This is a genomic window from Halomonas sp. TG39a (genome assembly GCF_000744395.1).
Lineage (GTDB): Bacteria > Pseudomonadota > Gammaproteobacteria > Pseudomonadales > Halomonadaceae > Vreelandella > Vreelandella ventosae_B.
Window position 1 is genome coordinate 2587956 of record NZ_JQLV01000001.1, and the last position, 24517, is coordinate 2612472.

Genomic DNA, 24517 nt, shown 5'->3' on the forward strand with positions numbered 1-24517 from the left:
GCGACAACTGCTTATTAACATCGAATTTTGGATATCTGCCTTAAATAAAAACGGGGCCTACTGGCCCCGTCGTTACTTTCTTTTGACATTACTGGCTAAAGGATTAGCCCAGTAGAGACAATACAGACTGCGGCGTCTGGTTAGCCTGTGCCAGCATAGAAGTACCCGCCTGTTGGAGAATATTCGCACGCGTCATGTTAGACACTTCTACTGCGTAGTCGGCATCTTCGATACGTGAACGAGCTTCAGAAAGGTTGGTAGACGTCGTCGCCAGGTTATCGATCACCGAGTCGAAACGGTTCAGAGTAGCACCCAAGGTTGCACGACTGGTATCCAGCGACTCAGTTGCTCTATCAACCGCATCAACTAAAGTCTTGAACTCTTCGTGAGTGGCACCTGCACCTGAAGCATCTGCAACTGTAAATTCGCCAGCGGTCACTGCTGTAGCACCAGATACAGTGTCTTCTAAACCAAGTCCGCTAACCGTGGCATCAAGCCTATTAACACTAATAACATCTTCAGCTTCAGTGTTGGAACCAACCTGAATATTAAGAGTCGCGCCAGCGCCACTTGCAACGTTTAGCAGATTAGTGCCGTTAAAGTTGTTGCTGCCCGATACACGTTCAATCTCTGCTAAACGTTCGTTGATCTCGGTAGTAATTGCAGCACGGTCTTCTTTGGCGTTGGTGTCGTTGGCACCCTGTACCGCTAGCTCACGAATACGCTGCAGGTTGTCGTTGATTTGGTCAAGGCCGCCTTCCATGGTCTGTACCAGGGAAATACCGTCGCTAGCATTACGGCTAGCCTGATCCATGCCTTTGATCTGGGCTGTCATCTTGTTGGCGATGGCTTGACCAGCAGCATCGTCAGAAGCGCTGTTGATGCGCAGGCCAGAGGACAGACGCTCTTGCGCTTTGGCAAGCATAGACTGAGAGTTGGACAGGTTATTCTGGCCGATCAGGGCAGTAATGTTAGTGTTGATTACAGACATGTGAGTGCTCCTCGAAGATTAACTGGCCTATTGGCCTGCTTAGCGGCGCTTGCGTCGCCGTTATGTTAATTAACGGCAGGCCCGCCAAATTCTTTAGAAAAATTACGCTTCTTTATGTAACTTACTGTAACTATTTCAACTGCACTCTGAACTACTTTCTTAATTGTTGTTCTGCATGTTGCCCAGCATACTGAACTGCTGGGAGAGGTAGCTGCTCATAGAGTTCATTTGGGCGATCAAACCATCCAATTGCCCAAACTGCTTACGGTAACGCTCTGTGCTGCGCTCGATACTAGCCTCCATACGAAGCTTACGCTCGTCCAGGCTGTCAACCCGCTGCTCAGCACTAGTCACTGAGCTTTGAATGATGCCGTTTTCTGCCGTAATGCCTTCAAGCGTGGCGTTTAAGCGCCCAGCAAAGCCGCCTTCTTCGGTTTCGCCCGCAAAGAAGGCAGATAGCCCCTCTGGGTTGTTGGCTACTGCATCGTCCAACTTATCCTCGTCGACCTTTAATCGCCCCTTCTCATCAATGGCTATGCCCAGTTGTGAAAGGCGTGAAATATCGCCGGTGCCGAGGTTGTCAGTAATATCCCGGCGTAGGCGGTCTTCAATGGTGCGCACGGTGCGGTCACCCACTAGCTCGCCAGACGTTTCGCCTTCGCCGTTGTATGCGGTCATTCGGCCAACGGTGGATTTCATTTCGTTATAGTTTTTAACGAACTCGTCAATGGCTTCTCTTAGCGACGCATCATCACGCTCAATCACCAGCGTAACGGGGTCTCCAGAGGCCTCTGTGAGATCAAGCGTTACGCCTTGGATGGCCTCTTCAACGCGGTTGGTTTTACTGGTGATAGTAATGCCATTAACATTCAGCTCAGCGTCCTGACCTGAACGCTGGGTGGCTGCATCCATGGTCAGCGACGCTAAGCCTGAGAAGCCCTCCAGTGAAGCATCTTGGCCCGTCTCTTTTGAGCTCAGCGCTAAGCGGTACCCAGTGCCATCATTAACGATAGAAGCGGTTACGCCAGCCTCTTTATCCGCATTGATCTGGTCACGAACATCCGCCAGCGTACTGCCCGCTGAAATAGCAACGTCGTAGCTTGTTTGTGTTCCGCCAGCACCAAAGTTAAGCGTTAGCGTCGCATCGGCTGCTGTTACCTCTTGGTCTAGCGCTACGCTGTTGGAAGCAGCGCTGCCTGCGCGAGCCAGTTGGGTAACGGTTACTTCATAGCGCCCGGCATTAGCGGTTTCGCCTGCGGTCGCCAATACGCCATCGCCCGTCACGGTGCTTTTTTGCTGCTTAAATGTAGCGGCATCGTTCAACGCAGCAATAGAGGTTTGCACGCGATCCATCGCTGATTCAAGGCGCCCATAAGCTGAAATTTTGGTTTGCTGAGCACTTTTCTGCTCTAGAATAGGCACAAGCTTTTGCTGTTCGGCCGCTTTTAGCTGATCCACCAAACCTGAAAGATCTAATCCAGAACCTACACCGAGTGCTGTGATCGATGCCATGGGGTTCATTCCTTATAAGAAGTAGAGAAAGGTGTCTAGGTAATCTATCGGCTGCGGAGGAGCAAACTTTAGAGTTAATGCCTTTTTTAAGCTGTTTTTAAAGCATTGCAAAGAAAAATGCCCAACACACTGTGCCGGGCATCTTGTAAACTATTAATTTAGCTAGCTTATCAGCCTAACTTAACCTTGCTGATCAAGCACTGCAAACTGCTGGGTCAGATAAGCACTGGTTGAGTTCATTTGCGCTACCATGCTGTCCATCGCTTGAAACTGTGTGCGATAACGCTCAACGGTTTGCTCGATACGGCTTTCCGTTGTCGCATAGCGGTCTTCTAACGAAGCAAAGCGCCTTTCAGACGAATCAACGGCACTTTCAAGGCGGCCACCTGTTCCCACCAAGCTTTCCAGCGATGAGGCTATTTGCCCTGCCATGCCACCCTCTTCGCTATCGCCTGCAAAAAAATTGGCTAGCTGATCCGGCTGATTAGCAACAATGCTATCTAACTTATCTTCGTCAATCTCCAGCTTGCCATCCACTTGAAGTGAAATACCTATATCCGACAACACGCTAAAGCCATCGCCGCCGACAACACTGCTAATTGTTTGACGAAGCTCTCGTTCAACCGCGCGGGTCGCGGCATCGGCGTTCAACCCCGCCGACTGACCAGTCTCTTCGTCAAACGCTGTCAAACTGGTAATGGTGTCCTTGAGCGTGTTGAAGTCATCAACAAAGGCCGTGATCTGCTCGCGGATAGCCTCATCATCCTGCTCAACGCTTACAGTGCTCGTCGCACCAGCCTCAGCAAGGTTTAAGGTAATGCCTTGAATAGCGCCTTCCACTTGATTGGTAGGGCTAACAATATCGATTCCATTGACGTTAAACTCTGCATCCTGCCCCGCTTGAACTACCTGGGCATCAGTCGTTTGTACATCGCCCGCAAGAATGTCTGAAAAGTTTGTGCTTTCAATACTCGCGTCCGCACCCGTTTCCGTTGAATTTACTGCAAGACGATACCCTTCACCGTCGTTGATAATAGAGGCGCTTAAGCGGCCATCACTCTGTTGATTGATAGCATCACGCATATCTTCGAGGGAACTGCCATCGGCAATGGTAATGGGATCCATAGCTCCGTCAGCAAGAGTAAAGGTTAATGACTGCTCCCCAGTCACTATGCTTTCATCTGCTGTTTCCAAACGCTCTGTTACTAGGCTACTGGCTGTAGCTAACTGGCCGACCTGCACTTCGTACTGACCTGGCTGGGCCTCATTGCTGCTAACAGCGCCAACGGCACTGCCTTCTACATTGGTTGTTAAGCTCTCGAATGACGCCCCATCATTGAGTGCTTCGGCTGAGCTTTGAAACTGCTCAAGCGCGCTTTGCAACTTACCATAGGCAGATATTTTCGTATCTTCAGATTGGAGCTGTGCCGCAATAGGCTCAAGCTTTGCTTGTTCTGCCGTTTTTAATTGCTCCAGCAAGCCATTCAGATCCAAGCCAGAACCGATGCCTAGTGATGTAATAGCAGCCATAAGACCAATGCCTTTTTTGAATACATTTAGCTACGCTTGCTGCTTTCAATTAGCGTTCCTTCATTAAGCGATGCGTAGCACTTTTCTTTAATACAATTACCTTAAAACCTCGGCTAGGTGAAGAATAACTTAAATTTTCTTCTTCATCTTTTCGTATTAAGACGTTACTTCAAGTAACTAAACGTAATAGATACACCCATTACTCAGAAAAATGACGATAATAAGTTCATCTTTTAGTGGGTCTTTCTAGTTGCTCTTTCTCCCCACCCCTATGTAACGCAAACCTGCCTCTTCAACAGCCATTGGCGTGTACAAATTACGCCCATCGATAACGACTTTTTCCGCCAGTTGGTCGGCTAACCAAGCGAAATCGACGCTGCGAAACTCTTTCCACTCGGTGCAGATAACCAACGCATCGGCGCCTTTGACTGCCTGAATGCGATCACCGGCGAGCATTAAGTCATCCCGTTCGCCATAGATACGGCGGCATTCCGCCATGGCTTCGGGATCAAAGGCTTGCACCTTAGCACCCGCTTGCCAAAGCGCTTCCATCAATGTGCGGCTTGGGGCTTCACGCATATCGTCGGTGTTGGGCTTAAAGGCTAGCCCCCACACGGCAATGGTCTTGCCACTTAGATTGCCTAAGTTATCTTGCAGTTTTGTGAACAGCGTTTGCTTTTGGCGTAAATTAACCGCTTCAACAGCACTGAGCAGTTCCGGGGTATAACCTAACTGGCGCGCGGCGCGCTCTAGTGCCTGAACGTCTTTGGGAAAGCAGGAGCCGCCGTAGCCACAGCCTGGGTAAATAAAGTGGTAGCCAATGCGCGGGTCACTGCCGATTCCTCGCCGCACGTCTTCCACATCCACTTCAAGCCGTTCGGCGAGATTAGAGATTTCGTTCATAAAGCTGATTTTGGTGGCGAGCATGGCATTGGCGGCGTATTTGGTCAGTTCGGCGGCCCGTACGCTCATAAACATCAGTTTTTCGTGGTTGCGATTGTAGGGGGCGTAGCACTCTTGCATATGCGCTTTCACACGCTCGCTTTCGGTGCCGACGATAATCCGCGCACCGCGGGTAAAGTCTTCGATCGCAGCCCCTTCTTTCATAAACTCAGGGTTCGAACAGACGTCAAACGCGAGTGATGTACCACGCTGTTCGAGTACATCGCTGATAACCGCATGGACTTTTTCGGCGGTGCCCACGGGCACGGTAGATTTATCAATCACCAGCTTATAGCTATCCATATGCTGGCCGATCGTACGCGCTACCTCTAGCACATAGCGTAGGTCGGCACTGCCATCTTCATCAGGCGGCGTTCCCACGGCGATAAACAGCAGCTCGCCATCCGCTACCGCTTGGGCAGCATCGGTGGTAAAGCGTAACCGGCCCGCCGCGACGTTGTGGGCAACGATGGTGCTTAGCCCAGGCTCAAAAATCGGCACTTCTCCACCATTAAGCTGATCAATCCGCTCAGCGTTAACATCCATACAGGTGACTTGATGGCCGACATCGGCTAAACAAGCGCCTGCAACAAGGCCGACATAACCGGTTCCGAATACACTGATCTGCATGACTTATTAACTCACTAAAATACGTAACAGCGAGCGTAGCACATTGGCTTAGCGTTGATGAGCTCGATATTAGAAGATCCGCTCTGAATTATAGACCTTGGTCTAACATTGACCTTGGTTTATAATGCACTGCAACAAGCCCGATTTGGTGCTGACCGCAGGAGAACATGCTATGACTCCGGGACTTATGACTTCAGAACTCACGCAAGAGCCCTCATCCAAAGCATCTAGTGGGCTATCAACAGCCGCGAATGTTCAACGCAGCCTTCGCCAGTGCTTATCGATTGCCGCTGAGCTGCTCTACGATAATGGCCATGTGCTCGAAACCATTACCTTGCCCCAGCGCGGTTTAGCCCGTCGTGAATTGCTCACGCTGAGTGCAGCAGCGCCCACTTGGGCAACCTGTCAACAAGTAATGGAAGCCAGTGAAGCCGCCACCTTCAATGAGTATGGCCGCTTTGTATTGACTCGCCTTGGCCGCGAAATAATGTTTGATATGTTTGGCCAGGGGGCTGCTGATTGCGCCTAACACCTGCTGTTGCCAAGCACTGCTGAACACAATAGCCGATCCAAAAAAGCCCATAACAGAGGCTCATAAAAAACCGCCCGCAAGCGAACGCTTCGGGCGGTTTTTATTGGCGTGTTTTTTGAAGCCAGTGCCTAGATATTAGCGCAGGCCGAGCATCGAAAGAATGAACAGCACAACCACGATCAGACCAATAATGTAGATAATATTACGCATAGGGCACTCCTTGCTTATTGCGTTTCAGGGAAATCAAAGGCTTGCTTGCCCATGAATCAACACTACCATCCTAGCAGGCTTTTTCTGTTTTTGCGTAATGTCGCGGCATTTCCCTCTTGGAAAGTGGCTGTATTAGCGTGGCCGCATTGATAGCGTTATCCGAGACGCTGGCGGTTCTCGTCGAATGCTCGCTGAATCATTTTCTGCTGCTTGGCATCGATTTCTAATTCACGGCAAAGGGACGACCATTCGGAAAGAGCATCAAGGGTTTGCTCAATATAGAGTTCAGGAGTTAAGTACCTGAAAGGGGCACAAACCTGTTTGAGCTTTTTACGTGTAGCCAGGCCAACCCCACTGAAAGATGTTGTATGCTCATCTGCGTAGCCCCGGACAGGGGCATAAGTCAGGTCATAAGCCGGAGCTAGTGTCCATCGACCTTGGTCATACAAAAAAGCGAAGTTCTTAGCGTGGTCATCGTGATTGTGGGTAAGGGCGTTGAACACCATCAACCTCGCCATGCGTTCAACGTCTTCTGCGTGGCGGGTGAAAGCGTTGGTTGCTTTGAGTAGATCTGAATAGTCCAGCGATGGGGCGCTGTAATCGGCATAAAGAATGCCGCTAGCGGTCATCATATGGATTTTGCGATTACCGTTACGATCAAAACGCTGAGTAGCAAAGAATCGCTCGGTTTCCGCTGAGGAGTTGATCTCAATCAGCTTGCTCGCGGCCATTTGCACCCCAGCACGCTCTGCCAACATCGAGTAGGCGTATTCGATGGCGCCGGTGTCGCGATGCTCGGTTGGCGCACGGAATTTCACTAGCCAATGTTGATAACCCGCAGGAAGTTCCTGAAAAGCTGTACTGCACTGCTTACCATCAGAAGATAATGCAACGATCACCTTGGGTCGGGCACCTGCCGGGGAACCTCCGGCCAGACGCAGAGCATCAAGAGTGGCCACGGCTTCACCTTCGTAAACAGCGTTTGCTGCCTGATAGAGTTGGGCTAGGTCAATATTATCTTCGTCAGCGGTACGCTCAATAACGGGACGATACTCCAATGCCCCCATTCCCCTGTCGGCCATATAAGCCAGCCGATCAAGAGGAGAAATATCTCTCCGGTCTTTTCCATGCTCGGCAAGGAAATAGCGATCCATGAGCAGCATTCCCCAGCCATCAGGCAGCGAGTCAGCAAATGCTCCTGGTAGACCAGCAAAAAGGAGTGCATCCGGCGCCTTCTGTGGTTGGGTAGTAAAATCCATGTTCAGAGGCGACAAATTGAAGCCTTCCGCCACCCAATGGGGGTGATAGGCAAAGTAGATGCCCTGTCGGCTAGCGACCAGCTCCCCCACAGGACTGCCTGCTAACAGCACCTCTACGCTGTTGATACGCTTCATTTTCGACCCCGGGTACGCCCTGTCTGCTTGATCTCTTCAAGTGAGATGGGGTGCTCCTGCTTGAATAGCTCGGCAATTTGGCGTGTGGCGCCCAGCGCTGTGGCAATGAGCACTAGACCATCGAGAGTTATTTGCCCACTGGCTTCGAATCGTTTAATGGTGGACTCGGAAACACCCGCCATCTGCGCCAAGGTTTTACGGGAAAGATTCTTCGCCAGTCGTGCTTCTCGTGCATTGGCACCGACCTGCTGAGACAGTTCGCCAGGAGCAAGTAGAGCGTGAGTTAGGGCCATAGAAAACCTCTAAATAATGGCTCATTTATAATCCAATATACACTAAAAAAGATTATAAAAGACCAAATATGATCTTTTAATTCACAGAAGCATGGTTCCAGACTCGGAAAGTACTACCTGATCTTACTTCTAGCGGCTCTCGGTTGTGGAACCTCTTCTACGTCTAAACCTCGAACCTTTGCCACTTATACTGAGGGTGTTGCGATGCGCGCCACTGCTTTACTTGTTTCGTTTGCTGTTACGTCGTTGTTCTCTACCTCTGATGCAGCTGCAAATGCACCCTCTGCGAGTGCATTAAAGGCATTAGATCAGCAAACCAGCCAGCTAAACCGCGTGCACAGCGTGGTAGTGGCCTACGATGGCGAGATTATCCACGAGCTGCACCAGGGTGGGCCGGGGGTGGCCTCACCTGCCAACATTAAATCACTGTCCAAAACCGTGCTGGCGGCCATTACCGGCGCGGCAATTGAAGCAGGGATTGTCGAATCTGCTGATCAGCCCATGGTGGCGCTATTTGGCGATCACTTACCGAGTGGCACCGACCCGCGCGTTAACGAGATCACCGTGGCGCATCTACTCGCCTTACAGGCGGGGCTAGAGCGGACATCTGGCGGCAATTACAGTGCCTGGGTGGCCAGCGCTAACTGGGTGAACGATGCTATGACGCGCCCGTTCGTGGATGAGCCAGGTGGACGAATGCTCTACTCCACCGGCACCAGCCATCTGCTTTCCGCCGCGCTCACCCATGCCAGCGGCGAGACGACCCACGCACTTGCTCAGAGGCTACTGGGCGATCCGCTCAATATCACCATCCGCCCTTGGTTACGCGACCCCCAAGGCATCTACTTTGGTGGTAATGATATGCAGCTATCCCCGCGGGCGCTGATTGAAGTGGGCGAACTGTACCGTAATGATGGCACCGTATTTGATGAAGCCGGCAATGGCGAGCGGGTTCTGCCGGAAGGCTGGGTCGAAGCGTCATGGCAACCGCGGGGCACATCACGCTGGACAGGCGACGGTTACGGCTACGGGTGGTTTATCACTCAACTGGCAGGGGAAGATGCTTACTACGGGCGCGGCTATGGCGGCCAGGCACTGTTTGTTATTCCGGACCGGGAGATGACCGTAGTGATCACCTCAGACCCGACCCCACCCTCGCCGGGCGGGCAGTTTCAACAGCAGTTAAATAGCCTGGTGGCCGATTTATTAGCAGAGAATGGTGACTAGTTCTGCGCTTTTACGTGCCTTACTCGCCTTTGTGGCCAAGGCTCATCAAGTAGAGGGCCGCCGCCAGCGCTAAGACTGAAAGCGCTAAATAGATGGCTTCCAGGGGCGTGGCAAAGCGGATATCGACCACCGCGCGGAAAAACTCAATAATCACCGCCAAAATTACCACTCGGGCGATTTTATCTTTCAGTTGGTCTAGCGAGGCAACATTAAAAGGATGACGCAAATTGCTCTCTTCGGCTTGATCAATGCGGGAAACAAATAACCGGTAAACACCCAAGCCGAAAATCAGCAGTACGATGGCAATCAGATAGATATCCACCGCAATAATGATATCGGGCACCAGGCTGTCGTGGATATTCTGGGTGCCGCCCAGTAGGTAGTAACTCATTACGTCGATGACCACCTTAAAAATATCGACGGTGCCGACGATAAACAGCATTAACGATCCCAGTAGGCTGGGAACGACCGCCAGCATCACCAAAAATCGCGAGTTCCACAGCGCCGTTTCTATACGCCGTTCCCAGTTTCCCTGTTGTTCCGGTGGCGTGGGTGGAGTGGGTGGCGAAGTGTCTGTCATGGCGACTTTCCTTTTGTTATATCAAGCTCATCGTGATGAAAGCACAGGTGGCGCCGAACAGCGCAAACCCCAGCAATAGTGCGACCCCATCGCGGGCGACCAAGCCTAACCCTAGCAGCGTAAGCGCCAGCCCCGCACCGTTGGCCGAAAAGGGGATAAACTCCATAGGCGGCATGGCTAAGGCAATCAGCAGGCAAACGATAGCCGTCACGCGGATACCGATATAGCCCGTTAGCCACGGTAAGCGTACCCGCAACAGCCCATCAATCCAGCGGGCTGGCTTTTTCATCAACTGAATGCCTTTATCGAACTTTTGCCGGGAAAGCGAACGCTTAAGCAGCCATCTAGGCAACCAGAACGCTTCACTCCCTGCCAGCAGCTGCACGGAAACCAGCAGCACCAGCGCGGCCATTAACGTTGGCATGCCGGGTATATCACCAATAATGGGGGTGAGCGTAATTAACCCAGCCACCAGCAGCAGCGGCCCAAAAGAGCGGCGCCCCACGGCATGAACGACATCGTCAACGCTAACTCGAGAAGCATCCTGCTCCATGTGCTCTATCGAGCTAATTAGGTCCATTAAATTCGAGTCTTCGTTGCGGTTATGCATCGTGGTTATTGCGCTCCTCTACTTGCAGTTTGGTACGGATAAAGTCGCTGTGGCTAACATAGAGTAAGTCCGCCAAACGGCGAATACGATGCTCCTCTAGGGGGTCGACATTGCCGTCGGCCCAGGCCAACTGCCACATCTGCGCGACCAATCCACAGCGCTGGTCGTAATCATAGTGCTCTTTAATAAGGCTTACGAACTGGTAGTGATCGACGGCTTCATCCACCTCCGCCTGGGCCAGTGTCATCAGCTCTTCCACATCGCTTGCACTTAGCCGATAGCGCTCAGTAAGCATAATACGCAGGGCGGTAAGCTCTTCGTCGGTGGTATCGTAGTCAGCGCGAACAATTTCACACAACAATGCCGCGGTAGCCAGCTCCAGGGTCAACGTTTGGTTTTCGCGCTGTTCGGGTTGTGCCAGCGTGCGCTGAAAAAAATCACTAATGGCGTTTAGCATAGGGGGCTCCTAGGTAGCTACAGCGTCGTCCTTACCTCAATCCTTCTTGGTAAGCTGCTCTCTTAACTGCTTGGGTACTTGCTTGATAATCAGGCGATCCTGGGCGGCATCGTACTCAATGCTTGAGCCCAGCAGGTGGGAGTCAAAACTGATGGAGACGCCACCGGCGCGCCCGGTAAAGCGGCGGAACTGGCTTAAAGTGCGTTTATCTGGAGGAATCTCCGGCGAGAGCCCGTAATCGGCGTTGCGAATATGCTCGTAAAATGCTTTCGGCTGCTGCTCGTTAACCAACCCGGAAAGTTCTTCCAGGGTCATCGGCTCGCCACGGCGCAGTTGCTCGTTGGCGTAATCCACCAACGTATCGGTTTTTTCACGACTCACCTCGTCGTCATAATCCTCTTTCTCGACGTAGTCGCTAAACGCTTTCAGCAACGTGCGGGTTTCAGCCGGGGCATCGACACCCTCTTCCATCCCCAGCAGCGCGACCAAGCCCTCAGCGAGTTTTTTACCGCCGCGATCTTTGAGAAACGAAACGTACTGCGCATTCGGGGCATCGCTTTGCCACTGGGTGAGGTTAATCCGCGCCGCCAGGGTAAGCTGGCTGGTATTAAGCTGGGCAGCGGGCACCGCGTGGTGATCATCGTTAATACCGATCCCTTCCCGCTGGTGCACCAAAGCCATCAACAGCGTTTCGGTATCGCCCTGACGCTGGTGGCTGATCACTAAGTAACCACTCACTGACAGCTGCTCTTGAAGCTGTTTGGCGAGCCGTTCGGCCAGTGCCACTGACAGCTCAACAAAGCTCTGCTCACCGGCAAGATAGTCACGTAGCCACACAGCCAACGGCCCGGCCTGCTCGCCCTCTTCGGCAAAGCGCCCCCAGCCTTTGGGCTTGGTATTGTAGGTGTCGTTGAGCGCACCCACCAAGCTCGCCATTACCGAGTCGTCGCTGGTATTAGCCTGTTCTGACTGGGGGGCGGCGGTGAGGGTCAAACGCTCACCGTCAAGCGTCGGGTCAAGGCGGTGCACAATACTTTGCAGTAACGGCATAAGGGTCTACTAGCGCTCCATGGTGAAGAGTGAGGAGTGAATAGCAAGCTGGATGGCAATCAGGGTTTAAGACGATATCCGGTACGGAAAATCCAGCCGATAGTACCCAGGCAAGCTACGAGAAATAGCGCAATCATGCCCACGCTTGCGGCCAGGCTAACGTCGCTGATGCCGTAAAAGCTCCAGCGAAAGCCGCTCACCAGATACACCACGGGGTTTGCCAGGGTAATGGTTTGCCAAAACGGCGGCAGCATATCAATGGAGTAGAAGCTGCCACCCAAAAAGGTCAGCGGGGTGATCACTAACAGCGGCACCAGCTGCAGGCGGTCAAAGCCATCGGCCCAAATGCCGATGATAAAACCCAGCAGGCTAAAGGTGACAGCCGTCAGCACCAGAAAGAACAACATCCAAAACGGGTGGGCGATTTCCAACGGTACAAACAAGCCCGAGGTCGCCAAAATAATTACCCCCAGCAGAATCGATTTCGAGGCCGCCGCGCCTACGTAGCCAATGACAATCTCTAAATGCGAGATAGGCGCCGAAAGCAGCTCGTAAATACTCCCGGAAAACTTGGGAAAAAAGATGCCGAAAGAGGCGTTTGAGACGCTTTGGGTCAACAGCATCAACATAATCAGACCCGGTACAATAAAAGCGCCGTAACTAACGCCGTTGACCTCGCTGATGCGTGAGCCGATCGCGGCACCAAACACCACAAAATAGAGTGATGTGGAGATCACCGGCGAGACGATGCTTTGCAGCAACGTGCGGCGCGTGCGGGCCATCTCCGCCATGTAGATAGCGCGAACAGGGTGAAGGTTCATGCACGCTCCTTTGGGTTAACCAGGTCGACAAAAATATCTTCAAGCGAACTCTGCCGGGTATTCAGGTCTTTAAAGGTGATACCTTCCCGCTCTAAGACAGTTAACAGTTCTGAAATCGCGTGGCCGTCTTCCTCCTGGCTGCCGTCGTAGGTATAAATCAACTCATACCCCTCCGCCGCAAGACTAAGCTCAAAGCGCTGCAGTGTGGCGGGCATCTCGGTTAACGGGCTGTGCAGATTAAGCGTCAGCTGTTTACTGCCCAGCTTACTCATCAGGGCGGCTTTCTCTTCCACCAGCACCAGCTCACCACGATTGATAACGCCGATGCGATCAGCCATCTCTTCGGCTTCTTCGATGTAGTGGGTGGTCAAGATAATGGTGACACCGTTATCGCGCAGCTGACGCACTACCTCCCACATCTCGCGGCGCAGTTCTACATCAACCCCAGCGGTGGGCTCATCAAGAAACAGAATGCGCGGTTCGTGGGAGAGCGCTTTGGCGATCAGCACGCGCCGCTTCATACCGCCCGAGAGCGTCATTAAGCGATTGTTGCGCTTATCCCAAAGCGTTAACGACTTGAGCACTTTTTCGATATGCGCTGGGTTAGGGGCTTTGCCAAACAAGCCACGGCTGAAACTAACGGTATTCCAGACAGTTTCAAACGCTTCATTGGTTAGCTCTTGAGGCACTAAACCAATAAGCTCCCGGGCCTGGCGGTAGTGGGTAATATTGTCGAAACCATCTACCAGCACATGGCCAGCGGTGGGATTGACCAAACCGCATACCACACTAATGAGCGTGGTTTTGCCCGCCCCGTTGGGGCCAAGCAGAGCAAATATCTCGCCGCGCTGAATCGTTAAATCAACATGGGTTAACGCCTGAAAGCCACCTTCGTAGGTTTTATTCAGGCCGTTAATGGTAATAATCGGGTCGTTCAAGGCGTACTCCTCACGCCGCGGTCTAACAACCGCGACGCTTGACGGCCTTCTTAGGCAGAATTAAGAGCGTTTTGTTAGGAAAAGTTAAGAGCGTTCGGTAACTTCCAGTAGATGGTAACCAAACTGGGTTTTTACCGGGCCGTGGACTTGGCCTACTTCGTCATTGAAGACGACTTTGTCGAACTCGGGCACCATTTGACCGGGGCCAAAGCTGCCTAGGTCGCCACCCTGACGGCTGGAGGGGCAGCTTGAATGCTCTTTAGCAACTTCGGCAAAGTCGCGGCCATTTTGAATTTCTTCTTTCAGTGCTAAGCACTGCTCTTCACTGCTTACCAAAATGTGGCGGGCGCTGGCGCGTGTCATAATTTTCTCCTGACGAGTGTGATGTTCTTTCTGGTGTGTCACTTTTAAAAGGGCAATAGTTTATCACGGCTTACCGAGAGCACCGCTATAGCGCAACGCTTCACCCACGCTGGCCAAGGCTCGCTCGTGGGCACTTACCGCCAAAGGCCCGCGAGTACAGCTGACAATTACCCACGGCCCTTCTGTTGCAGTATTAACGTTGTCGCTCTCGGCAATGCCCGCATCGCAACTGCGGCGCTGCTGGGTCCCGGTTTTATGGGCGAAGCTTATACCGCTTCCCAGGCCTGCCTTAAGACGCTGTTTGCCGGAACGGGTTCGCTGCATTAGCGCCAATAACGTTTGCCGCTGCTCGGCATCTAAATCGTCCATGGCACGTCCTTGTTGAACGTGGTGCAAACTGGCGAGCAGGTCGCCAAAGGCGCTTAGAGTGCCTACGTTTTCACCGGTGGCTTCGTAAGCATCGAAAGCGTGATCGTAATCCGGCTGCGTGAAAGACTCTGTACTGACTCCCAACGCCCGAGCTAACGCTTGCCCACGCTGGCTGACCGGATGCTGGCGCAGGGCGATAAAATCCATGCCCCCAAGCGCGCGTGCATCCGGGTGCAGCTCTCCGTAAACCCCCTGGCGTACTCCCACTAATTTAGAGATAGGGCCAATCTCATCGGGGTTGCCGCCGCTGGCCGCGATCATGGTTCGGGCGCGTTGGTTCACCGCATCAAGTCCCACGCGATCAATCAACATATCGGAAGCGGTGTTATCGCTGACGGTAATCATCTGCTCCATTAAGTAACGGATCGAGATAGGCGTACCGGGGTCGTGCCAGTTGGTAGGCCCTGCGCCATCGACAAAGTCACTCCGTGCAAGCGTTAACCGCTCATCCAGCGTCAGCGTGCCCGCCTGGCGCGCGGCGAGCACCTGTGCCGCCACCGGTATTTTAATCAGCGAGGCTAAGTACCAAGGATCGTCGGCGCGCCAGGAGTAGGCTTCGCCACTGGCAAGGTTCTGCACATAAACGCCCAATTCGCCCTCAAACACACCCTCGATAGCCTGTAGACGTGCGGTTAAGTCTCCCTGCCAGGTGCTCTGTTTATCTACCTCATAGTACCAATTTGTATCGTAGTTCTCTGCATGGACAGGCAGCGCTATGAACAGCGTTATGGCAACCAGTCCACGTTGAATCCAGTGTCGCAAATCGTAAGCTCCAGAAATATGAGTAGTGATTAGCGGTGTCTAGCCATCCAGCGGGTCAACCAAATCCACCCCGCGGCGCCAAGTATCAACAACCCGCCCACGCCGAGTGCCTGTGGATAGCTATACATCCCCTCGCCTTCCCACAGAAAGCGCAGCACTAGAAAGATCATCACAATATGGAAAATAAACGCCATGAGGGCGTTAGAGCCAACAATTGTCAGCGGCATTAAAACCTTTGCCGCTTTAGCGCCGCCAGCAAGCGCGAGCGCTAACAGCACCAGCGCACCGCCTAAGCTAAACAACATAAACTGCAGCCCTGGCGGATGTTTACCCGCATTATTGGCAATCGCCAGCATTGCCGCGTGGACATCGCCACTGGCAAACGCCAACGCATAAAACCCAGCCACCATTAGCGCACCCACTCCCAACAGCGTGAGCACTAAGCGTCGGCGAGTGGCGGGCTCAAAGTAGCAGCGTAGCAATGCTTCACCGATCAAAAGGCCCACTAGAATCATTGGCGCGCGGCTTATCTGCCCCCAGGTGTAATGATCTTCGTGATCTACCAGCAAGGCTTTCAGAATATCATTACCCCCGAAAGTGAGGCTCTGCAGCCAAACGGTCAGCGCAATTAACACACCAATCGTGGCGAGTCGGCTCCACAGCGGCGCCCGCGCCCACAGGGGCAGAATCAGCGGCACCCACAACAGGGCAATGGCGTAGAAGCCTAAAATTTCGACCCAAATTGCGAAACGGCCGTAGAGCAGGGCATCGACAATTTCGCTGGGCGGATAGAACGGCAGCATTTCAATAACGAGCAGCGCTTTGTACCAGAACCACACCTCCACGGCGCGTAACCACAGCTTTAAGCGTCGCTTCGGCCAGTCATCACTTTGGGTATGGGAGAGAAACGCCACCGCCAGCGCAATGCCAAACACCATAATAAATAGCGACGAGGAGAATTTAGTCAGGAAATGAACAGGCACCATGCCCCAGTCAGGCACATTGCGAATACCCACCAATCCACTGACCGCGTGGCTTATAATCATTAAGCCAATGGCGAGGCCACGGGCTAAATCTATCGCCTCTATGCGGCCTTCGGCCTTGGGCAGATAGGGCTTGTCTGTCCATTTCAGGGGCATCCATTTCAGGGGCATTGAGACATCCTTGTGAGCACCGTAGTCAATGGTTAAGCGTAAAGGTGCTTAACACTTTAGCGTGAAATGATATCGCCCGCTTGGGTTGACAGTGTTAACGGCCACACACAAAGATGCCCCGCAGTTGGCGAGGCATCTGTTGGCTCATCCATGAGCCCGAGAAAAGTGAGTCCTTAAAAAGTTGCAATTACCACCCGGAGTCATCCTCCTCTTCATCAGTGGCGGGGACTTCTTGCTCCTCTTCCTCTTCTTCGTAAGTGAATTCTTGCTCTTCCTCTTCGTACTCAGTACCTACATCCGAACCTTTATCTTGCTCAGTGTCGTAGCTGTTGTCGGTGCCTTGATCATCCTGCGTCGTTTCTTCCTGCGGGGTCGGTTCGTACTCGTCGCTGCTGTCCACTTGAGCAAAAGCAAGTGGGCTGGCCATTAGGCCAAATGATACACCTAGGATGCCAAGTTTCTTGAGAGATTCCGTCTTCATCATGATACTGCTCCTATCAAACGTTGCTACTTAAACATCTGTGCGAGCATCGCACTGGGTTTAACGTGTAAGAGCGTCAGGTCGTCCTTCCTGTTACGCTCTCAACCCATCCATTGCAGCCACCATGCCACCTCATGGCATCAGTAAATAAAAACCATTATTAAACAACTTCTTATATGTTTAAAACAGAAACCAACCTTTTGATTTTATTAATAAAAACCAGCCTTGTACTGTTTAAAATAGGCACATGATCCCCGATTGAACAGGCAATCGGGGCAATCTAGCAGAGTTACTCGTAGGCCATCGCTTCCAACTCTTTTCCGCGCGTCTCTTTGACGAAGTAAATAACGAAAAAGACAGAGGCAACGGCACTGATCGCATAGAAACCGTAGGCGCCGAACAGCCCGATAGACGCCAGCATAATCGGGAAGGTCATGGTGATACCGAAGTTGGCCAGCCACTGGAAAAGACCAGCAATCGCCAGCCCCGAACCACGCATCTGATTGGGGAACATCTCACCCAGCATGACCCACATCACCGGCCCCCAAGAGGCGTTGAAGAACAGCACATAGAGGTTGGCGCATAGCAGCGCAAATACGCCCATATCACTGGATAGTTGTAGGCTGCCATCCACCATCGACGCCGTAGAGAACGCATAGGAAAGACACGCCAGCGTCGCCGCCATGCCCACCGAACCACCCCAAAGCAGCGGTTTGCGGCCAATTTTGTCGATCAGCGCAATCGCCAGTAGGCAAGCGCCAATACTCACGGCGCCCGAGATCACGTTGATCAGCAGCGCATCGCCTTCGGAGAAACCCACCGACTGCCATAGCACCGCGCCGTAGTAGAAAACGACGTTAATGCCCACCAACTGTTGGAAAACCGCCAGGCCAATCCCTACCCAAACGATTCCGTGCAGCTTGCCAGTGGTGCGATTCATCACATCGCTTAACCGTGGCTTGTGATCCTGATCCAGGGTGGTGTTAATTTCATCGATTTTAGTGCTCACATCGCGCTCCGGCATCACTAACCCAAGCACACGGCGGGCTTCACCCTGCTTACCGGTGCTGATCAGATAGCGCGGGCTTTCAGGAATAAACAACAATGCCACCAGGAAAACAGAAGCCGGTATCAATTCAATCCAGAACATCCAGCGCCAGGTTGCGAAGCCAAACCATAGCTCTGACATGGCCGAGCCCGCCACATAGGCCAAGACGTAATTACTCAGAAAGGCCATAAACAGGCCAGAGATAATCGCCACCTGCTGAATGGTAGCTAGTCGCCCACGGTAAGCAGACGGCGCTACTTCACTGATATAAGCCGGGGTCATCACGCTGGCGGCGCCTACGGCAAGCCCACCGAGGATGCGATACAACACAAACTCCATAGAACTACCGGCAACGCCTGAGCCCCAGGCACTAATCAGGAAGAACACCGCCGCCACGATCAGTAGCGTGCGACGGCCAAAGCGATCCGCCAGGCGACCGGCAAAGAAAGCCCCGATCGCGCAGCCCAGCAGCATCGAGGCGACATTGAACCCCGTGCCCGCACTATCAGAGTTAAAAGAGGCCTGTAGGCCATCCACCGTGCCGTTGATCACGCCACTGTCGAAGCCGAACAGGAAACCGCCGATGGCGGCAATACAGCAAATCACCAGAATATACGATGAGCGGCTTAGCGTTCTTTGTTGTGTCATTGTCTAGCTCCTTGGCTTTGTTATTGAGCGTTTTTGTGCCTATTGATGGCTGAAAAATTGGTAGTAGCTAATGGTGTAGCGTGCTCTCGCGACTGGTTGAGCGTTGTTGAACCGCGTCGTCAGGCAGCCGCTGTCCGCCGGCATCGAACGCGTGAAGCTGGGTCTGTTGCGGAGTAATGAACAGCGTGTCGCCATTACTCAGTTCGACATCGCCGGAGAGACGCACGGTGAGCGGGCCGGCCTGCTCGCTGTCCACATAGGCAAAGGCGTCAGCGCCGAGCTTCTCGATGAACCGCACACGCCCTTTCCACTCACCCTGATCACGGCTTACCTCTAGATGCTCGGGCCGGATTCCTAGGGTGGTGGCGCCATAGGCCGCCGCTAGCGGCCCTTCGATTAAGTTCATTTTCGGCGAGCCAATAAAACCAGCGACAAACAGTGTTTCAGGGCGCTGGTAAAGCGCCATGGGCTTGCCCATTTGCTCAATCTGCCCGGCGTTCATTACCACGATGCAGTCGGCCAGGGTCATCGCTTCGACCTGGTCGTGGGTGACATACACCATGGTGGTTTCGAGTCGTTGATGGAGTTCGGCCAGTTCGACCCGCATGCGATTACGTAACGAGGCATCCAGGTTCGAGAGCGGCTCGTCGAACAGAAACACACCGGGGCTGCGCACAATGGCGCGCCCTATCGCCACCCGCTGGCGCTGCCCACCGGATAACTCGGCGGGTTTACGCTCCAGCAGATCCTCTAAATTGAGCAGGCGTGCTGCCTCGGCAACTTTAGCCTCGCGCTCTTTGGCGGGCACCTTTGCCAGACGCATACCAAAGTCGATATTGCGGGCGACCGTCATGTGCGGATAAAGCGCGTAAGACTGAAAGACCATGGCAATATCCCGGTCGCTAGGTTCGGCGGTGGTGACATCCTCCCCGCCGATAGTGATCGTTCCCTGGGTCACGGTTTCAAGGCCTGCGATCATGCGCAGCAGTGTGGACTTGCCGCAGCCGGAAGGCCCGACAAGCACGGTAAAAGAGCCATCTTCGATATGCAGATTTAAGTCTGGGATTACCGTGGTTTTGCCATAAAACGTCTTTTCGATATTGCGTAGTGTTACTTCAGCCATGAGCTTATCTCGTCTCTGAAAGAGGGGCGCGGCGATAACAGAACGCCTGGAAATCGGCGGGGGTGCCGCGGCCGCTAATGTCGTGGGCAGCCATGCCCAGGAAGTTGCCGGTGAAGTAGCCGTGGGCGCGACCGCTGCCTTCGTCGGAGAGCAGGCCAGCGTCTAAAGCGGGCCCAATCGGCTGCCACTCCTCGCCACCTTGGGCATAGCGAAAGCGCAACTCCCGGGCGTGAATATCCAGCCCGAGCCGAATCGTGGTGCCAGGGGCAAGGCGCACGCTCGCATCAGCTATCTCCAGATTCCCGTTAGGCCAATCATCCAGGCAACTGATAATGCTCAGCACCTTGTCGCCTGTGTCATTCAGGGTCACCGCCAGATAATGGAATTTGAAACGGTTGTAGTAGGCGATCAGCCCGGCAAACTGCTGAATATCCTCGGGTTCAAATTCAAGCGTCGTTTCGGCACTGCAGTAAATGCTGTCCTGGCGCCGGGCCACTAACGCCTGCTCAAACCAGGAACCGACCGACTCACGGCCAAATAGGCGCAAGTAGCCGGGCCGCTCGGTAAGCGAAAAGAGCCGTTCAGGGTAGGGGGTGCGCAGCCACTGAAACGCAGCGGGCAGCGTGTCTGTTTCAAAATCGTAGTGCTCCTCCTGCGCAGGGGGCTTTTGTGTAACGCCACTCACGGCGACCTTTAACGCCGGGGTATTGCCTCCATTGGCGAGCCGTAGCCAACCATCAGCCCCCCACTCCACCCGCTGAATAGCGGTCTCGCGCCCCAGCGGTGAAAGCCGGGTACCCGGTAAGGGGCGGCCACATAAATGCACCAGGTAGCTATTACCTTCAGAGCTATGGCCTTCAGGGCTATCGACCAAATCCGCATGGCCCGCACGCTGTAGCGGGTTTTCAGGATCATGTTGACTCGTCAGAAGTGGATTGTTGGGATGTAACTGGTAAGGGCCTGTCAGCGTTTTAGAGCGCGCCATGGTGACCGCGTGCTGGTAGCCCGTGCCGCCTTCCGCCACCAGCAGGTAGTACCAGCCATTACGCCGGTAAAGATGCGGCCCTTCCGTCAGCTTCAGCTCGGTGCCCGTGAAGATAGTCGTAATGGCGCCCACTAAGCGGCGTTGCTCAAGATCGTACTCTTGCAGCACAATGCCGCCGAAGCGATCCCGCCCTTCCCGCTGGCGATAATCCCACTGCAGATTGATCAGCCACTTGCGGCCATCGGTATCGTGAAACAGTGAAGGGTCAAAGCCACTTGAATTCAGGTAGACCGGATCGCTCCAGGGCCCCTCGATACGCGGCGCTGTCACCACGTAATTATGTCCATCCTTGAAGTTCCCCTCATAACGCTTCATGTCGGTATAGACCAGCCAGAACAGCCCGTCGGCGTAGCTTAAGCAGGGCGCCCAGATTCCACAGGAGTCCGGATTACCGCGCATGTCCAACTGGCTGGCACGGTTCAAGGGCCGTGTGACCAGCGCCCAGTTAGCCAGGTCGCGGGAGTGGTGGATCTGAACGCCGGGGTACCACTCAAAGGTCGATGTGGCTAAGTAGTAGTCGTCGCCTACTCGACAAATAGAGGGGTCAGGATTGAACCCGGTCAGAATCGGGTTATGAATAACATCGTTCATTATGGATCCTCCTTTATCCCTTAACCGAGCCGCCGGTCAGGCCAGCCACGATGTACTTCTGGGCGGCGAGAAAGAAAATAACCGCCGGAATGATGGTCAAAGTCACGAAGGCTAGAATCATGTTCCACTGAGTAAGGTACTCCCCTTGGAACTGCATCATGCCCAGTGGCCAGGTGTAGATAGAGCGGTCGTTGAGCACCACTAACGGCAGTAGGAAGTTGTTCCAGCTCTGCACAAACACAAACACGCCCACCGTGGCCAGAATGGGGGTCGAGAGCGGCAGCGTGAACGACCAGAAGAAGCGTAAATAGCTGCACCCATCGACGTAAGCGGCTTCAAAAAGCTCTTTGGGCAGTTGGTCAAAGAAGGCCTTAAACAGCAGGATGGCTAGCGACAAACCAAACGCCGTCTGGGGCAGGATCACCGCCCAATAGGTATCCAGCAGGCCCAAATCCCGCACCTTGATAAACAGCGGCAGAATGGCCGCCGCAAAGGGAAACATCAGGCCGAGCAGCAGATAGGAGAGAATCATCTTGGCGCCGAAGAAGCGGATCTGCGAAAACACGTAAGCAGCAGCGGCCCCCACCACCAGGGTTAAGAACACCGTCATTAACGAGATGAAAAACGAGTTACCCAAGTAGCGCCAGAAGTTGCCATCCAGCAAGATGCCGATGTAATTGCCCGCATCCCAACTATCGGGCAGCCACAGCGGATTGGTGCGCAGCTCAGAATTGCCCTTAAAGCCACCGAAGAACGCCGCTAACAGCGGGCCAATAACAACACTTGCCACCACAATCAGGACGATCACGCGCAGCGTGTTACGGGTAGTGATACTTTTCATGCCTTACTCCCCTTGGCCGTAGTGCGTTGGTAGAAGAAGGCGATCCCAATAGCGAGCACAAACAGCACCACCGCAGCGGCGCTACCAAAGCCAATATTGAGTCGTGAGAGACCGAAGCTATATAGGTAGGTAACGATGGTATGGGTCGAGTTGGACGGGCCACCGTTGGTCATCGGGATAATAATGTCGAAGATCTGTAGCGAGCCGATAATGGCAAAGAAACCACTCACCACGATGGCATGCTTAATCAGCGGGATTTGTACAAAGAGTGCGACTTGTCTTGGTTTTGCCCCTTCCAGCTTGGCGGCCTCGACAAGATCCTTGGGCACGCCCTGCAGGGCAGCAATGTAGATCATCATATGGAAGCCAAAGTACTTCCAAACGATCACAGTCATAATCGCTGGAAACGCCCATTGGTGATCGGCCAACACATACACCGACTCCTGACCCATGGCATGCAGCAGCGAGCTGGTAATGCCGTAGTCACCGTCGAAAACAAAGCTCCAGATAAGCCCAGCGGCCACTTCGGCCAGGATATAGGGAAGGAAAAACACCAGCCTAAACAGAGTGTTGGTGGGCGTTTTACGGTACACCAGCAGCGCCAGCCCCAGCGCCAGTGGCATCTGGATCAGCAGCGATACCAGTATCAGTTTGGCGGTATTCCACAGCGCGGTATGAAACACCGAGTGATCCAGCAGGCGCTGATAATTTTGCGAGCCGACAAAGTCACTGGGCGCACCGTAGCCATTCCAGGAGAAACCGCTGTAATAGACGGCATCCGCTAGCGGCAGAATGACGAACAGCGAAAAAAGGATTAACGCCGGTGGAAGCAGGATTAATAGCGCGGTGAATTTACCGCTCACCAAGCCTTTCTTCACCCGGTCAGCATTCCCTCTCCGCGGCACGGCGGTTCGGTCAAGCGTGGTCATGGCAAACTCCGAGGCAGAAAATCGATGAGCACGAGCGAAAACGCGCGTGCTCTTTTAGCGGGGAGATCATCTAAACTGCCAGGCTTCATCAACTTGGGCGGCGGCCTCTTCCGGAGTGATAACGTCTTGGGCCAGATCGCCACTAATGTCATTGATGGTCGCACCAACGGAGGTGCCCAGCGCTTGATCCAGGAACACTTGATGGAACTCGGACTCATCAAGAATTTCTGCAACCCGGCGGGCATAAGGAGTTTCAAGCGCTTCGGCCGAGCCCTCGGCGACCGGCACAAAGATCCCCGTCGCCGCCGCTTTACGCTGGTTCTCCGCATTGAGTAAAAAGCGCAGGAATTGAACCGCTTCGTCGGGCGCGTCGCGGGTGACTGCAAAACCGTTCATGCCGCCAAAACTCTGTGCGTTGCCCTCTCCACCTTCGACCTCTGGAAAAGGAATAAACTGCAAGTCGTCATCCGGTACACCCTCACCACTGACTGAGCGCTGCTTGGAAGGAAGATAATCCCAGTCGCCCATTACGTGGAAGGCGGCCTCGCCATCGCCAAACATGCCGCTGGCACGCTCGTAGGAAGTGGCCATAAAGCCGGACTGAAAAGGGTCAAGCTCAACCAACGACTGCAGCATTTCACCAGCACGTACAAAGGGTTCGCCGTTAAAGCCACCGTTGTCACCGCTTTTGGCCGCTTCGATGCCCTCGCCACCGGCTAGGCGGGTGACTAAAGAGCCCCAATAGAAGTGCAGCGGCCAGCCATCCTGACCACCGACCACCAGCGGGGTTATGCCCTCTTCCCGCAGCGCCACCACGGCGTTTTCAAAATCCGCCCAGGTCTTAATCGCTTCTACATCGACCCCCGCTTGCTCCGTTAGCGCGGTGTTCGCCCAGATACCCACCACTGTGGCGTAGAGCGGCGCGCCATAGACACGATCATCCAGGGTAAAGGCGCGCACTGCGGACTCAGGGTAAATATCCTGCCAGCCATCGCGCATCGGCTCGGTTAAGTCGCGGACAAACCCCGCATCCACCTGATCGCGCAGCCCTTCGCCGCCCCAGGTGTAATAGATATCCGGGCGCTGGCTGGACTGCAGCATGGTGGGCAGGCGCGTTTTATAGGCCTCGTTGGCAAGATATTCAAACTCGACATTAACCTCAGGGTGCTGCGACTCGAACTCGGCAACCACTTCGTTGTAGTAGTCCTTTTCAGCGCTGCTGCTCTCAATTCTTAATACTGTCACCGTGGTCTCAGCCGCCGCTGCGCCTGAACTCAAAGCAGCAGTAACGGCAATGGCTAGCGCTAAGGAACGCGGACGTGAACAGGACACGTTGTCATTGTTAGCTACCTGCATAATGTTCTCCTAATATTATTTCAACGTTAG

At 53.7% G+C, this 24517-nt stretch carries 24 protein-coding genes; 2 read left to right on the forward strand and 22 right to left on the reverse strand.

The window, feature by feature from the left end:
• Window positions 1-103: 103 nt before the first annotated feature.
• The 4 genes from U738_RS11565 to U738_RS11580 form a co-directional block, all read right to left on the reverse strand.
• The gene (locus tag U738_RS11565) at window positions 104-991 is read right to left on the reverse strand and encodes a flagellin N-terminal helical domain-containing protein (RefSeq protein WP_035580520.1); all 888 of its coding nucleotides are present in this window, start codon (window positions 989-991) and stop codon (window positions 104-106) included.
• A 159-nt stretch (window positions 992-1150) separates the two neighbouring features.
• Entirely contained in the window at window positions 1151-2503 is a 1353-nt protein-coding gene (fliD, locus tag U738_RS11570) for a flagellar filament capping protein FliD (protein WP_035580524.1), read from the reverse strand.
• 180 nt (window positions 2504-2683) lie between these two features.
• A complete protein-coding gene (gene fliD / locus U738_RS11575) occupies window positions 2684-4033 on the reverse strand; it encodes a flagellar filament capping protein FliD (RefSeq protein WP_035580527.1) in 1350 nt (449 codons plus the stop codon).
• Between the two features lie 246 nt (window positions 4034-4279).
• Window positions 4280-5605 carry a UDP-glucose dehydrogenase family protein gene (locus U738_RS11580; RefSeq protein WP_035580530.1) on the reverse strand — a complete coding sequence of 442 codons (1326 nt, stop codon included), beginning with the start codon at window positions 5603-5605 and terminating at the stop codon, window positions 4280-4282.
• Window positions 5606-5792: 187 nt separating this feature from the next.
• Between U738_RS11580 and U738_RS11585 the strand changes: the two genes are divergently transcribed.
• The gene (locus tag U738_RS11585; protein ID WP_035583496.1) at window positions 5793-6134 is read left to right on the forward strand and encodes a hypothetical protein; all 342 of its coding nucleotides are present in this window, start codon (window positions 5793-5795) and stop codon (window positions 6132-6134) included.
• Window positions 6135-6502: 368 nt separating this feature from the next.
• Here U738_RS11585 and U738_RS11590 read toward each other — a convergent pair whose 3' ends face one another.
• On the reverse strand, window positions 6503-7741 hold the full coding sequence (locus tag U738_RS11590) for a type II toxin-antitoxin system HipA family toxin (protein WP_035580532.1): 1239 nt from the start codon (window positions 7739-7741) through the stop codon (window positions 6503-6505).
• The gene (locus U738_RS11595) at window positions 7738-8034 is read right to left on the reverse strand and encodes a helix-turn-helix domain-containing protein (RefSeq protein WP_035580535.1); all 297 of its coding nucleotides are present in this window, start codon (window positions 8032-8034) and stop codon (window positions 7738-7740) included. The genes U738_RS11590 and U738_RS11595 overlap by 4 nt, the downstream gene beginning before the upstream one ends.
• Before the next feature lie 204 nt (window positions 8035-8238).
• Between U738_RS11595 and U738_RS11600 the strand changes: the two genes are divergently transcribed.
• On the forward strand, window positions 8239-9261 hold the full coding sequence (locus U738_RS11600) for a serine hydrolase domain-containing protein (protein WP_081899092.1): 1023 nt from the start codon (window positions 8239-8241) through the stop codon (window positions 9259-9261).
• Between the two features lie 19 nt (window positions 9262-9280).
• Here the strand turns inward: U738_RS11600 and U738_RS11605 are convergent, their stop codons facing one another.
• The 16 genes from U738_RS11605 to U738_RS11680 all read right to left on the reverse strand — a co-directional run bounded on the left by U738_RS11605 (window position 9281) and on the right by U738_RS11680 (window position 24487).
• On the reverse strand, window positions 9281-9841 hold the full coding sequence (locus U738_RS11605) for a YqhA family protein (protein ID WP_081899093.1): 561 nt from the start codon (window positions 9839-9841) through the stop codon (window positions 9281-9283).
• 16 nt (window positions 9842-9857) lie between these two features.
• Window positions 9858-10451 carry an exopolysaccharide biosynthesis protein gene (locus tag U738_RS11610; RefSeq protein ID WP_035580536.1) on the reverse strand — a complete coding sequence of 198 codons (594 nt, stop codon included), beginning with the start codon at window positions 10449-10451 and terminating at the stop codon, window positions 9858-9860.
• The gene (locus U738_RS11615) at window positions 10444-10908 is read right to left on the reverse strand and encodes a tellurite resistance TerB family protein (protein ID WP_035580539.1); all 465 of its coding nucleotides are present in this window, start codon (window positions 10906-10908) and stop codon (window positions 10444-10446) included. Before U738_RS11615 ends, U738_RS11610 begins: the two co-directional genes overlap by 8 nt.
• Window positions 10909-10944: 36 nt before the next feature.
• Window positions 10945-11958 (reverse strand): nucleoid-associated protein, encoded by a 1014-nt coding sequence (locus tag U738_RS11620; RefSeq protein ID WP_035580542.1) that lies wholly within the window; start codon window positions 11956-11958, stop codon window positions 10945-10947.
• 59 nt (window positions 11959-12017) lie between these two features.
• Window positions 12018-12779 (reverse strand): ABC transporter permease, encoded by a 762-nt coding sequence (locus U738_RS11625; RefSeq protein ID WP_035580544.1) that lies wholly within the window; start codon window positions 12777-12779, stop codon window positions 12018-12020.
• Window positions 12776-13717 carry an ABC transporter ATP-binding protein gene (locus U738_RS11630; protein WP_035580547.1) on the reverse strand — a complete coding sequence of 314 codons (942 nt, stop codon included), beginning with the start codon at window positions 13715-13717 and terminating at the stop codon, window positions 12776-12778. Before U738_RS11630 ends, U738_RS11625 begins: the two co-directional genes overlap by 4 nt.
• Before the next feature lie 84 nt (window positions 13718-13801).
• On the reverse strand, window positions 13802-14080 hold the full coding sequence (locus U738_RS11635) for a peptidylprolyl isomerase (protein ID WP_027956943.1): 279 nt from the start codon (window positions 14078-14080) through the stop codon (window positions 13802-13804).
• Window positions 14081-14143: 63 nt separating this feature from the next.
• A complete protein-coding gene (locus U738_RS11640) occupies window positions 14144-15271 on the reverse strand; it encodes a serine hydrolase (RefSeq protein ID WP_035580550.1) in 1128 nt (375 codons plus the stop codon).
• Between the two features lie 29 nt (window positions 15272-15300).
• On the reverse strand, window positions 15301-16425 hold the full coding sequence (locus tag U738_RS11645) for an acyltransferase family protein (RefSeq protein WP_035580554.1): 1125 nt from the start codon (window positions 16423-16425) through the stop codon (window positions 15301-15303).
• A 187-nt stretch (window positions 16426-16612) separates the two neighbouring features.
• Window positions 16613-16909, reverse strand: coding sequence for a hypothetical protein (locus tag U738_RS11650; RefSeq protein ID WP_442905674.1), 297 nt, complete (start codon window positions 16907-16909; stop codon window positions 16613-16615).
• 286 nt (window positions 16910-17195) lie between these two features.
• Window positions 17196-18602 (reverse strand): sugar porter family MFS transporter, encoded by a 1407-nt coding sequence (locus U738_RS11655; protein ID WP_035580557.1) that lies wholly within the window; start codon window positions 18600-18602, stop codon window positions 17196-17198.
• A gap of 67 nt (window positions 18603-18669) precedes the next feature.
• On the reverse strand, window positions 18670-19725 hold the full coding sequence (locus U738_RS11660) for an ABC transporter ATP-binding protein (protein WP_035580560.1): 1056 nt from the start codon (window positions 19723-19725) through the stop codon (window positions 18670-18672).
• Window positions 19726-19729: 4 nt separating this feature from the next.
• Window positions 19730-21361, reverse strand: a complete 1632-nt coding sequence (locus U738_RS11665) for a glycoside hydrolase family 43 protein (protein ID WP_035580563.1) — start codon at window positions 21359-21361, stop codon at window positions 19730-19732.
• 13 nt (window positions 21362-21374) lie between these two features.
• Complete coding sequence (locus U738_RS11670) at window positions 21375-22202, reverse strand: carbohydrate ABC transporter permease (RefSeq protein ID WP_035580566.1); 828 nt, start codon at window positions 22200-22202, stop codon at window positions 21375-21377.
• Window positions 22199-23131, reverse strand: a complete 933-nt coding sequence (locus U738_RS11675) for a carbohydrate ABC transporter permease (RefSeq protein ID WP_035580569.1) — start codon at window positions 23129-23131, stop codon at window positions 22199-22201. Before U738_RS11675 ends, U738_RS11670 begins: the two co-directional genes overlap by 4 nt.
• Window positions 23132-23197: 66 nt before the next feature.
• A complete protein-coding gene (locus tag U738_RS11680; protein ID WP_050713098.1) occupies window positions 23198-24487 on the reverse strand; it encodes an ABC transporter substrate-binding protein in 1290 nt (429 codons plus the stop codon).
• Window positions 24488-24517: the final 30 nt, after the last annotated feature.